Here is a 12283-nt window from a genome sequence, read left to right as displayed (position 1 = left end):
GGAAGCACCATTCGAGATGTCAATACGCATCCTCGTCCACGCTCACGCCGGATTTACATTCCAGTGCGTGCGCAGCTCGTATAGTTCACGGCTGCGTAGCGTGGCGAGGAGTTCGGGTGCGTCGTCGAAAAGTCCTTTTGGCGGGATTGTCGTTGCCGCTGTTGGCATTGGCCGGCGGCATGAAAACGTTTGCGGCGAACGCAAGCGCTGATGTTTCGCCCTTCGGCGACGACACCGTGGCCGGCTTGGCACGCGGTCTGGCGGCCAAGCCCTACCAGCCGCCGTCGACCGATCTGCCGGCCGCGCTGGCCAAGATCGGCTACGACCAGTACCGCGACTACCGCTATCGGGCGGACCGCGCGTTGTGGCGGGATACGGGCGTGCCGTTCCAGGCGCAGTTTTTCCACCGCGGCTTCCTGCACAAGGATCGCGTCGACATCTACGAAGTCGTCGACGGCCAGGCGGCGCCGGTGGTGTACGCGCCGGACATGTTCACCTACGGCCGCTCGCCGGCGCCGAACGTGCGTGATCTGGGCTTCGCCGGTTTCCGTCTGCATGGCCCGATCAACCGGCCCGACTACTTCGACGAGATCGCCGCCTTCCTCGGCGCCAGCTATTTCCGCGCGGTCGCCAAGGGCCAGAGCTATGGGCTGTCCGCGCGCGGGTTGGCCTTGAAGACCGGCGATCCGGAACCCGAAGAGTTTCCCGTGTTCAAGGCGTTCTGGCTGGAACGGCCCGCCAAAGGCGCCGACGCGGCCGTCGTGCACGCGCTGCTCGACGGTCCGAGCGCGGCCGCGGCGTTCCGCTTCAGCATCAAGCCCGGCGTGGAGACGGTGTTCGACGTCGACATGCGCTTGTATCCGCGCGTCGAACTGGCGCGTGCGGGCATCGCGCCGCTGACCAGCATGTTCGACTTCGACGCCAGCGACCGGCTCGGCGTCGACGACTACCGTCCGGCCGTGCACGACTCCGATGGCCTGGCGCTGCTCAACGGCCGCAACGAACAAGTGTGGCGCCCGCTGCAGAATCCGAAGGCGGTGCAGATGAGCGCCTTCCAGGACGACAACCCGCGCGGTTTCGGACTGATGCAACGCAAGCGCGCGTTCTCCGATTACCTGGATCTGGAAGCCGGCTACCAGAAACGTCCCAGCCTGTGGGTGGAACCGATCGGCGACTGGGGCGAAGGCGCGGTGACGCTGGTCGAGATTCCGACCGTCGACGAATACCACGACAACATCGTCGCGTTCTGGCGGCCCAAGCAAGCGTTCGCCGCCGGCCGCGAGTACCGTTTCCGCTATCGCTTGCACTGGTGCGTGGACCACGCCTGGCAACGCGACCTTGCCGTGGTCGGCAGCACGCGCATCGGCAAGGCGCCCAAGGCCGGCAGCCGCCTGGTGGTGATCGAGCTCTACGGCGGACGACTGGACTCGCTGCCGGCGGACGCGAAGGTGAAAGTCGATGCGCTGGCGTCGAAAGGCGCGCTGCGCAACGCAGTGGCCTACCGTAACGCCGAAACCGGACATTGGCGGATGAGTTTCGAAGTGGACGCGGGCGGACAGGCCGATGCCGAACTGCGCGCGCGTCTGGTGGATGCGAAAGGCGCGCTCTCCGAAACCTGGCTATACCGATGGAATCCGTGATCGCCGCGCCGCCTCCGCCCGCGCCGCCCGCGCCGGCGCCGCTGCTGCCCGCGGAAACGCCGATGGCGATGCCGATCCAGTCCCTGCGCGAAGGCAGCACGCCGCGCGGCAGGCTGCCTTCGGCGCCGAGCGGCATGGCCTGGCGCCGCGCCTGCGTGATCGGCGGCTCTGCGGTGTTGACGCTGGTGGCGGCATACCAGATCTGGTGGCTGCTGCGCGGCGGCGGCATCGACCTGCTGGAAGCGCTGCTGCTGTTGCTGTTCGTCGCGCTGTTCGCGTGGATCGCGCAGGCCTTCGTCAGCGCCGTCGCCGGCTTCCTGCGCCTGCTGTCGCGACCGCACGCGCGGCTGGGCTTGTCGCCGCACGATCCGCTGCCGCCGTTGTCCACCCGCACCGCGTTGTTGATGCCGACCTACAACGAGGATCCCGAACGCCTGTTCGCCGGGCTGCAGGCGATCTACGAATCGGTCGCCGCCACCGGCCAGGCCGACCGCTTCGATTTCTTCGTGCTCAGCGATACCACGCGTCCGGCCGTGCAGGCCGCCGAGGAAGCGGCTTTCGCGGCGCTGCGCGAACGCCTCGGCGATACGCGACGTCTGTTCTATCGCCGCCGCACCGACAACGCCGAGCGCAAGGCCGGTAACATCGCCGAGTGGGTGCGCCGCTTCGGCGGCGCCTATCCGCAGATGCTGATCCTGGACGCCGACAGCCTGATGACCGGCGACACCATCGTGCGCCTGGCCGGGACCATGGAGCGCTATCCCGACATCGCGCTGATCCAGACCTTCCCGGTGGTGGTCAACGGCAATACCCTGTTCGCGCGCATGCAGCAGTTCTCCGGCCGCGTCTACGGGCCGATCGTCGCGCACGGCATCGCCTGGTGGCACGGGCCCGAGAGCAATTACTGGGGCCACAACGCGATCATCCGCACCGCCGCCTTCGCCGCGCACGCCGGGTTGCCGGAACTGCGCGGGCACAAGCCTTTCGGCGGCACCGTGCTTAGCCACGATTTCGTCGAGGCCGCGTTGCTGCGACGCGGCGGCTGGGCGCTGTACATGGTGCCCGGCCTGCCGGGCAGTTACGAGGAAGGGCCGCCGTCGCTGACCGACATGCTGGTGCGCGACCGCCGCTGGTGCCAGGGCAATCTGCAGCACGCGGCGGTGCTGCCGGCCAAGGGCCTGCACTGGGTCAGCCGCTGGCACCTGTTGATCGGCATCGGCCAGTACTTCACCGCGCCGATGTGGGCGATGCTGATGCTGGTCGGGTTGGCGATACCGCTGTACCACGCGGGTTTGTCGTGGGGCAATATCAGTCTGTCCGGGTTTTCGCCGACCGCGTTCTGGCGCGCGCAGGATCCGGAGCGCTTCGTCTGGGTGTTCGTGTTCACGATGACGATCCTGCTGGCGCCCAAGGTATTGGGCTATGTCGCGATGCTGTTCGACCGCAATCTGCGCCGCGGCTGCGGCGGCGCGCTGCGTTCGTTCGCCAGCATGCTGTTGGAGACGCTGTTGGCCGCGCTGATGGCGCCGATCACGATGTACGTGCAGTCGCGCGGCGTGGCCGAGGTATTGGCGGGCAGGGATTCCGGTTGGGAGACGCAACGCCGCGACGATGGCACTCTGCCGCTGTCCGGATTGTTGCGCAGCTACGGCGGGATGACGCTGTTCGGTCTGTTGATGGGCGGCATCGCCTATGCGATTTCGCCGGCGCTGGCGGCATGGATGTCGCCGGTGATCCTGGGCCTGGTGCTGTCGATCCCGATCGTGGCGTTGACCTCGGCGCGCGCTCCCGGCCGGTGGCTGCGGCGGATCGGGATTTTTCGCATCCCGGAAGAAGCGACGCCGCCCACAGTGCTCGCGCGCGCTTCTTCTCTGCGTGCGAACTTGCATGCGCAAGGTACGGACAAACCTTGAGCCTTCCGCGACGATCAGGATCGCGCCTCCAGCGATAACGCCCCTGGCTCTGCAGAGCGGAGCTCGCTCCGCTGCTCTTCGCTCTTAGGCCGTTTGTTCTTAGGCTGTTTGTTCTTAGGCTGTTTGTTCTTAGGCCGTTTGCTCTTAAGCCGTTTGCTTTTATGCCGTTCGCTCTTATGCCGTCATCCCAGCGAACGCTGGGACCCATCTTGCTCTTGCCCTCAGCCGTCATCCCGGCGAAGGCCGGGATCCAGGCCCGCGTCCTGGCGGCCTGCGCTGCGACTCGCGCCATGGACAAAGGCTTCCGCGCTGCGCGCGGGTCACTTTCTTTGCTGGCCCAAAGAAAGTAACCCAAGAAAGGGCCTGAACTGCGGTGCGATGCGTCGCGCCTGAAAGTCCGCCAGCGGACCTGCTTTCGTCGTGGGTGACCTTCTTACGCAGGTACTAGATTTTGATTTGTAGCCTATGGGTGACGTGGCTTTTGCGGGTTTGCGCTAAGGAGTCGTTCTGGTCGATCGCCTCGCATCTGAATGTCGAAGCGACGGAGGAATCCCGAGCGCTGGCGAGCGGTGGCCAAGAACACGAGGTAACCCCATCGCCGGGATCCCTTCCAAAGGCCCTTTTTCTTTGGTTACTGTTCTTTTTGGGCCCCACAAAAAGAAAGTCACTCGGCCGCAGTTTTAGCGGACGAAACCCCGGCCTGAAAGGCCGGCATGTCCGACAAACCCCCAAGCAAAGGCAGCGGAGCAAGCTCCGCTCTACATAGCCAAAGCAAATCTCCCCCGGCCCCTCTTTTTCAAAGAGGGGAGACAAGCCAAGGCGCTGGATACCGGCCTTCGCCGGGATGAGGCCTGAAGCAAAGAGCAGCGGGGCAACCCCCGCTATGCAAAACACAAGCGATGGTCGGGTCATGTCCACCGGCAGCGTTCGTGATAATTTACGGCGTTTAGAACGGTCTAAATCGCGGGGGCAGGGCATGGGCGGAAGGCTTCGGACGATGCGTGTGCGGTCGTGGGCGGCAGCGCTGACTTGCTGCGCATGGGCGATGACTGGCGCGGCGTTGGCGCAGGGCGCCGCGAAAGGAGCGGCCGCCTACGATGCGGTCGATCCCTTCATCGGCACCGGCGGCGAAGGCCATACCTTTCCAGGTGCGGTGGTGCCGTTCGGGATGATCCAGCTAAGCCCCGATACGCAGATCAAGCCGCGCAAGGACGCCTACGACTGGGCCGCGGGTTACCGGTACGACGACAACACCATCATCGGTTTCTCGCACACGCATTTCTCCGGCACCGGCCACTCCGACCTGGGCGACGTGCTGCTGATGCCGATCGCCGGCGAAACCAAGCTCGAGCGCGGCGATACCGCCAAACCGGGCAGCGGCTACCACTCGCGTTTCAAGCACGACGGCGAAATCGCCCAGCCCGGCTACTACGCCGTGACGCTGGACGACTACGGCATCCGCGCCGAACTCACGGCCGGCGAGCGCGTCGGCGTGCACCGCTATGCGTTCCCGAAAGGAAAGCCCGCGCATGTGCTGGTCGACTTGCGCACCAGCCTGTACGACTACCCGGGCAAGACGCTGTGGTCGCGGTTGCGCGTGCGCGCCGACGGCACCGTCACCGGATTCCGCGAAACGCGCGGCTGGGCACCCGGGCGGCAGCTGTATTTCGCGATGCGGTTTTCCAAGCCGTTGAGCGGGCACGCGTTGCACGACACCGAGCAGAACGTCGTCTACAAGGGCTTTCCTCCGCCGGGCGAGAAAGACCCGGCGCGGCGCGCGCAAATCGAAGGCCGCGAACTGGTCGGCGTGTTCGATTTCGCCCAGGCGCAGGGAACGCAACTGGTGGTGAAGGTGTCGATCTCGCCGGTCAGCGAGGACAATGCCGTCGCCAATCTCGAAGCCGAAATGCCGGGCTGGGATTTCGATGCGGTGCGCGCCAAGGCGAAAGCGGCGTGGACGCAGGCCTTGTCCGCGGTGGACGTCGACGCGCCCGAGCCGATGCGCAAGAGCTTCTATACCGCGATGTACCACACGCTCATGGGCCCGAGCCTGTTCATGGACAGCGACGGCCGCTACCGCGGACCGGACAATGCGGTGCATCAGGCGAAGGGTTTCCGCAATCACTCCACGTTCTCGTTGTGGGATACGTATCGCGCGCTGCATCCGCTGTTGACCCTGATCCAGCCGCCGGAGCGCACCAACGATTTCGTGAATTCGTTGCTAGCCGCGCGCCGCGAAAGCCCTTACGGCGTGCTGCCGGTGTGGGCGTTCCACGGCCTGGAGACGTGGTGCATGATCGGTTACCACGCGGTGCCGGTGATCGCCGACGCCTACATGAAGGGCATCCGCGGCTACGACGCGGACGAGGCGCTCGCGGCGATGGTCGCCAGCGCCAGCTACGGTCCTTACGACGGCATCGCCCAGTACATGGAACTGGGTTACGTGCCGATCGACGAGGAGGGCGAGGCCGCTTCCAAAACGCTGGAATACGCCTTCGACGACTGGACCATCGCGCGCATGGCCGATGCGATGGGGCGCAAGGACGTCGCTGCGCAGTTCGGCAAGCGCGCCGGCAACTGGCGGCATGCGTTCGACGCCAAGACCGGTTTCATGCGCGCGCGCAAACGCGACGGCAGCTTCCGCGAGCCTTTCGATCCTACCGCCAGCGGCTACGGCAGCGACTACACCGAAGGCAACGCCTGGCAGTATTCGTGGTACGTGCCGCAGGACGTCGCCGGCCTCGGTCGCGCGCTGGGTGGCGAGCAGAAGCTGGTCGACAAGCTCGACCAGGTGTTCGACGCCAAGGTCGATCCGAAGGTCTTCGAGCACATGGAAGACATCACCGGCCTGATCGGCTGGTATGCGCACGGCAACGAGCCCAGCCATCACGTGGCTTATCTCTATGCCTACGCCGGCCAACCCTGGCGCACGCAGGAACGGCTGAAGCAGATCATGGACAGCCAGTACGCGCCGCGGCCCGACGGCCTGGCCGGCAACGACGATCTGGGGCAGATGTCGGCGTGGTTCGTGTTCACCGCGCTGGGCTTCTATCCGGTGGCGCCGGGCAGCAACCAGTACGTGATCGGCCGTCCGTTCCTGCCTCGCGCCGTCCTGAACCTGCCCAACGGCAAGCGCTTTACCGTGATCGCCGAAGGCCTGGACGATGCGCATACCTACATCGGCAATGCGACGCTCAATGGCAAGCCGTTGCCGCGCGCCTACATCGAACACGGCGAGATCATGGCCGGCGGCGAATTGAAGTTCACGATGCAGGCGCAGCCGAATAAGGAATGGGCGACGGCGCAGCGGCCGTATTCGATGTCCGCCGAACGCTAGTGCTTAAGCCCTCTCCCGCCTGCGGGAGAGGGTTGGGTGAGGGCGCGCGAAGTTGCAGGGGCGACGCAGGCTCGATTCGGGTCGTCGGCTGCGAAAAGCCTTTACCGCTCCATCTCGGTTTGACGCGATCTGAGCGCCCGCGCGCCCTCACCCCGGCCCTCTCCCGCGTTGCGGGAGAGGGTGCACCGCATCGCTTTTCGTGCACAATCGCCCGAACTGGGGAGGTTCGGATGTCCTTGCTGGAAACCGTCGAACAAGAAACCGGCCCGTCGCCGCAATGGACCGTGCTCTGGTTGCACGGCCTGGGCGCCGACGGCCACGACTTCGCGCCGATCGTCCCCGAACTGGTGCGGCGCGACTGGCCGCCGTTGCGTTTCGTATTCCCGCATGCGCCGCAGCGAGCGGTCACCATCAACGGCGGCATGCGCATGCGCGCCTGGTACGACATCGTCGATTTCGATCTGGCCAACCGCGCCGACGAAGCCGGCGTCCTCGAATCGGTGGCGCAGGTAGAAGCGCTGATCGCACGCGAACACGGACGCGGCATTGCCGACGAACGCATCGTACTGGCCGGTTTCTCGCAAGGCGGCGCGATCGCGCTGGCCGCTGGCCTGCGCAGGCACAGGCCGCTGGCGGGCCTGGTCGGCCTGTCGACGTATCTTCCGGCCGCCAACAAAGCCGCAGAATTCCTGGCCGAAGGCGCCATTGCGCAGCCGTTGTTCATGGCGCATGGAACGCAGGATCCGGTGGTGCCCTTCGCGGCCGGAGAACACAGCGCAGCCTTGTTGAAGATGCTGGGTTTCGCGGTCGATTGGCGCGGCTATCCGATGGCGCATCAGGTATGCGCCGAAGAAATACGCGACCTGGGCGACTGGCTGTCGCGGCGTTTCGCGTCGCCCTGAGCCGTGAACGAACCGCGCAACGCAGAACTGTGGTTTCCCGACCTGTGCCGGCTGCATCGCGTCGCCGCGTTGCTGGGCCTGGCCGAACTGGCGGTGGTGGTGGTGGTGCTGGCGCCGGACGGCGTACGCGGCTGGGATCTTGCAGGATTCATGCGCGCCAGCGGTTTCGCGCTGTGGTTGGCGCTGGCGGTGTCGGTCATGCTGTGCCGGATGCGACGCAACCTGTCGAGCCGGCCGCCGCGCATCGGCTCCATGCTCGCCATTGCTGCGGCCTGCGCGGTGGCGATCGTCGCCGCGGGCATCGTGCACGCCTTGTTCGCCAGCGTCGGCGGCGACGACAACGGCGGCCTGCCGGGGTTCTGGCGCTTCGTCGGCGGCAGCGCGGCGATCGTCGCGCTGATCACCGCATTGGCGCTGCGCTATTTCTACGTGATCGACGGTTGGCGCGCGCAGGTCAACGCCAACGCGCGCGCGCAAGCCGATGCGTTGCAGGCGCGCATCCGGCCGCATTTCCTGTTCAACAGCATGAACTTGATCGCCAGCCTGCTGCGCAGCCAGCCGGCGGTCGCCGAGCGCGCGGTGCTGGACTTGTCCGACTTGTTCCGCGCCGCGCTGGATGCGGGCGAAAGCGGCTCCAGTCTGGCCGAGGAAGTCGAGTTGGCCGAACGCTACCTGGCGATCGAATCGCTGCGCCTGGGCGAACGCCTGTCGATCGAATGGAAAAGGCAGGAGCCCTTGCCTTGGTCGCTGCCGATGCCCCGGCTGACGCTGCAGCCGCTGGTCGAGAACGCGGTGCTGCATGGCGTCTCGCGGCTGCCGGAAGGGGGGCAGGTAGAGATAGGGCTGGAGGCCGACGATCATTTGCTGCGGATCCGCATCCGCAATCCGGCGCCGCCCGTGGCGTCCCCGGTAGGTGCCGGAGCCGGCCATGCGCAGCGCAGCATCGGCCATCGGCTGGCCTACGCTTTCGGTCCGCGCGCACGGATGACCGCCGCCTGGGCGGAGGGCTACTATGAGTGCGAACTCAGCCTGCCGCTGGGTTATGCCCGACGGCCGTGAGGGGGCCAGCGCTTTGAAGATAGTCATCGCCGACGACGAACCCCTGGCACGCGAGCGCTTGCGCGATCTGCTCGCCGAGCAGGCCGGCGTGCAGGTGGTCGCCGAGGCGGGCGACGGCCGCGAAGCGCTGCATGCCTGCGCCGAGCACGATCCGGATCTGGTGTTGCTGGACATCGCGATGCCGGGCATCGACGGGTTGGAGGCGGCGCGCCACCTGGCCGCGTTCGATCCGCGCCCGGCGGTCGTGTTCTGCACCGCTTACGACGCGCATGCGCTGTCGGCGTTCGAAGCGGCGGCGATCGACTATCTGCTCAAGCCGGTGCGCCCCGAGCGCCTGGCCGCCGCGATCGAGCGTGTGCGCACTTTCGCCGCAGGCCGCGAACGCGACGCTTCGCATCCGGGCACGCGTCTGCGCACGCATCTGTGCGCGCGCATGCGCGGCAGCCTGCGGCTGATCCCGATCGAGGACGTGCATTACCTGCAGGCCGACGAGAAGTACGTGGTCGTGCATCACGCCCGTGGCGAGGATTTGCTGGAGGAATCGCTGAAGTCGCTGGAAGAGGAATTCGGCGAACGCTTCGTGCGCATCCACCGCAACTGTCTGGTGGCCCGGCATGAACTGGTCGAACTCAAACGCGCGCCGGACGGGCACGTGCACGCGATCCTGCGCCATGGCAAGCAGCCGCTGGAAGTCAGCCGACGCTGCGTGACCGGCTTGAAAGAAGCCGTCAAGCATCTGTAATGCCCGCTCTGTAACGCCCGCTCTGTAACGCCTGCTCTGTAACGCCTGCTCTGTAACGCCTGCTCCGCTGCCCTTGTTTTGCTCTGAGTTTTGCTCTGAGCTTTGCTCTGACTCTGAGTAGAGCGGGGCAAGCCCCGCTGCTCTTGCTCTTAAGCGGTTCGCTCTTAAGCCCTTCGCTCTTAAGCCCTTCGCTCTTAAGCCCTTTGCTCTTAAGCCCTTTGCTCTTAAGCCGTTCGCTCTTAAGCCGTTCGCTCCTATGCCGTCATCCCAGCGAACGCTGGGACCCATGTTGCTCTTGCTGTGCCCCTCAGCCGTCATCCCGGCGAAGGCCGGGATCCAGGCCCGCGTCCTCGCCGCTTGCGCTGCGGCTCGCGCCATGGACAAAGGCTTCCGCGCTGCGCGCGGGTCACTTTCTTTGCTGGCCCAAAGAAAGTAACCCAAGAAAGGGCCTGAACTGCGGTGCGATGCGTCGCACCTGAAAGTCCGCCAGCGGATCTGCTTTCGTCGTGGCTGACCTTCTTACGCAGGTACTAGATTTTGATTCGCCGCGATTGTAGTGACGTGGCTTTTGCGGAGTTTCGCTAAGGAGCGTTCTGGTCGATCGCCTCGAATCTGAATGTCGAAGCGAGGGAGGAATCCCGAGGGCCGGCGAGAAGGGCCAAGAACACGGGGAACCCCATCGCCGGGATCCCTTCCAAAGGCCCTTTTTCTTTGGTTACTGTTCTTTTTGGGCCCCACAAAAAGAAAGTAACTCGGCCGCGGTTTTAGCGGACGAAACCCCGGCCGGCAGGTCGCCACAAACCCCAAGCAAAGGCAGCGGAGCAAGTTCCGCGCTACAAAGCAACAGCAAATCTCCCCCCGGCCCTCTTTTTCAAAGAGGGGAGACAAGCCAAGGCGCTGGATTCCGGCACTCGACGGGATGACGGCTTTGAAGCAACAGTGGGGTAAGCCCCGCTCTACAAAGCGGAGGCAGGGGGCGATAATGGCGCATGGCCATTCTTCGTATCGCAACCCGCAAAAGCCCGCTGGCGCTATGGCAGAGCGAACACGTCGCAGCATTGCTCCGCGCGGCGCATCCCGGCCTCGCGGTGGAATTGGTGCCGATGAGCACGCGTGGCGACGAAGTGCTGGACCGCTCGCTGGCTGCGATCGGCGGCAAGGGCCTGTTCCTGAAGGAACTGGAAGTGGCGATGCAGCGCGGCCAGGCCGATTGCGCGGTGCATTCGCTCAAGGATGTGCCGATGGAACTGGAGCCCGGCTTCGCGCTGCCGGCGATCCTGGAACGCGCCGATTCGGCCGACGCCTTCGTCAGCAACCGTCATGCATCGATCGATGCCTTGCCCCGGGGCGCACGCGTCGGCACTTCTTCGTTGCGCCGGCAAGCGCAACTGCGCGCGCGGCGCCCGGATCTGCAGCTGCTCGACCTGCGCGGCAACGTCAACACGCGTCTGGCCAAGCTGGATGCCGGCGAGTACGACGCGATCGTGCTGGCCTGCGCCGGCTTGCAACGGCTGGACCTGGCTTCGCGGATCCGCGCGCGGCTCGATGCGCCGGACTGGCTGCCCGCGCCGGCGCAGGGTGCGATCGCCATCGAATGCCGCAGCGAAGATGCCGCGACGCAGTCGCGATGCGCAGCGCTGGACCATGCCGACACCCGCGCCCGCGTCGAAGCCGAGCGCGCGATGAACCGCGCGCTGCACGGCAGCTGCCACGTGCCGGTGGCGGCGCACGCGTCGCTGGCAGGTTCGCGTTTGTCGCTGGAAGGCTTGGTCGGTTCGGTCGAGGACGGCCGCTTGCTGCGCGCGAACGGCGAGGGCGATGCCGATGCTGCAGAGGCGCTCGGCATCGAAGTCGCGCAGAAGCTGCTCGATCAGGGCGCCGGCGACTGGCTGCGCGCGCACGTCTGAGGCGTTTCTCTGCCTTCGTAAGAGCGGCTTTAGCCGCGAGCTTTTGCCCGAATCGCGAAACCGCGAGAGAAGAGCTCGCGGTTAAAGCCGCTCCTACGAAGAGCGAATGTCAGAACGCGTATTGCAGCTTCACCGAACCTTCGGTATCGATCGTAGCGTCGCCGCCGGTCGCCGCGCGCCGCGTCTCGACGCCGGACTTGAGCGTCACCTGCGGCCGGATCTCGACATCGAAACTGATCGCATTGCGCACGAAAGTGGTGTTGTTGCGCCCGCTTTCCAGCTGCACCTGCTGGCTCCAGCGCGCGCGCTCGCCGAAGCGCTGGTTGAAATCCAGGCTGGCGCGCGCCACCGGGCCGGTGACGCCGACGCCGTCGTCGACCCAGGGCTGCAGCCGGTAGCCGGTGCCGAAGATCATCTTCACTTCGGTGTTGGGCCGCCGGATCGCCGCCACGCCGTAGCGGGCGCCGACCCGCCAATCCTTCGCGTAACTGTCCATCCAGTCGCGCGACGAAGCCGGCGCGTTCAGATGCAGGCCGTAAACCGGCTGGCCTGGCAGCGGCTGCGGCCCGGGCTTGTCGGCTCGGCCGAAGCTGAGGAAGCTGCGGTTGGACCATTCGGCATCGCCGCAGACCAGGCTGAAACAGGTCGGCAGCGCGGACATGCGCGCAGCCGCTACCGCGACCGCCAGCGGCTGGTCGGGCAGTTCAGGCAGGGGCAGCGGTGACAGGGGTTGGCCGATCACGGCGAACCACCAGGCGGCCAACATGGCGCATTCCTTGAATG

8 protein-coding genes are annotated in these 12283 nt (G+C 66.0%); 7 read left to right on the top strand and 1 reads right to left on the bottom strand.

Annotated features, from left to right (window positions below):
• Positions 1–116 precede the first annotated feature (116 nt).
• From M2650_RS09730 to hemC, 7 genes are all read left to right on the top strand, one after another.
• A complete protein-coding gene (locus tag M2650_RS09730; protein ID WP_249473743.1) occupies positions 117–1640 on the top strand; it encodes an OpgD/OpgG family glucan biosynthesis protein in 1524 nt (507 codons plus the stop codon).
• The gene (mdoH, locus tag M2650_RS09725) at positions 1628–3553 is read left to right on the top strand and encodes a glucans biosynthesis glucosyltransferase MdoH (RefSeq protein ID WP_249473741.1); all 1926 of its coding nucleotides are present in this window, start codon (positions 1628–1630) and stop codon (positions 3551–3553) included. The genes M2650_RS09730 and mdoH overlap by 13 nt, the downstream gene beginning before the upstream one ends.
• Positions 3554–4550: 997 nt before the next feature.
• Positions 4551–6890, top strand: coding sequence for a GH92 family glycosyl hydrolase (locus M2650_RS09720; protein ID WP_283254646.1), 2340 nt, complete (start codon positions 4551–4553; stop codon positions 6888–6890).
• Between the two features lie 230 nt (positions 6891–7120).
• A complete protein-coding gene (locus tag M2650_RS09715; RefSeq protein WP_249473740.1) occupies positions 7121–7792 on the top strand; it encodes an alpha/beta hydrolase in 672 nt (223 codons plus the stop codon).
• 3 nt (positions 7793–7795) lie between these two features.
• Positions 7796–8851 (top strand): sensor histidine kinase, encoded by a 1056-nt coding sequence (locus M2650_RS09710; RefSeq protein WP_249473739.1) that lies wholly within the window; start codon positions 7796–7798, stop codon positions 8849–8851.
• A complete protein-coding gene (locus M2650_RS09705) occupies positions 8835–9593 on the top strand; it encodes a LytR/AlgR family response regulator transcription factor (protein ID WP_249474361.1) in 759 nt (252 codons plus the stop codon). The genes M2650_RS09710 and M2650_RS09705 overlap by 17 nt, the downstream gene beginning before the upstream one ends.
• 989 nt (positions 9594–10582) lie before the next feature.
• Positions 10583–11500 carry a hydroxymethylbilane synthase gene (gene hemC, locus M2650_RS09700; RefSeq protein WP_249473738.1) on the top strand — a complete coding sequence of 306 codons (918 nt, stop codon included), beginning with the start codon at positions 10583–10585 and terminating at the stop codon, positions 11498–11500.
• 109 nt (positions 11501–11609) lie between these two features.
• Here hemC and M2650_RS09695 read toward each other — a convergent pair whose 3' ends face one another.
• Positions 11610–12266: a DUF481 domain-containing protein gene (locus M2650_RS09695; RefSeq protein WP_249473737.1), complete on the bottom strand. Its 657-nt coding sequence runs from the start codon at positions 12264–12266 to the stop codon at positions 11610–11612.
• Between the last annotated feature and the right edge of the window lie 17 nt (positions 12267–12283).

This window comes from Luteimonas galliterrae (assembly GCF_023374055.1).
Classification (GTDB): domain Bacteria; phylum Pseudomonadota; class Gammaproteobacteria; order Xanthomonadales; family Xanthomonadaceae; genus Luteimonas_C; species Luteimonas_C galliterrae.
This window is presented reverse-complemented; position numbering and strand designations above follow the sequence as displayed.

What these genes read in the sequence shown, in the direction of transcription:
- M2650_RS09715 (WP_249473740.1), top strand. Translation starts at nt 7,121, where the DNA reads ATGTCCTTGCTGGAAACCGTCGAACAAGAAACCGGCCCGTCGCCGCAA.
- M2650_RS09695 (WP_249473737.1), bottom strand. Translation starts at nt 12,266, where the DNA reads ATGTTGGCCGCCTGGTGGTTCGCCGTGATCGGCCAACCCCTGTCACCG.
- M2650_RS09720 (WP_283254646.1), top strand. Translation starts at nt 4,551, where the DNA reads ATGCGTGTGCGGTCGTGGGCGGCAGCGCTGACTTGCTGCGCATGGGCG.
- mdoH (WP_249473741.1), top strand. Translation starts at nt 1,628, where the DNA reads ATGGAATCCGTGATCGCCGCGCCGCCTCCGCCCGCGCCGCCCGCGCCG.
- M2650_RS09705 (WP_249474361.1), top strand. Translation starts at nt 8,835, where the DNA reads ATGCCCGACGGCCGTGAGGGGGCCAGCGCTTTGAAGATAGTCATCGCC.
- hemC (WP_249473738.1), top strand. Translation starts at nt 10,583, where the DNA reads ATGGCCATTCTTCGTATCGCAACCCGCAAAAGCCCGCTGGCGCTATGG.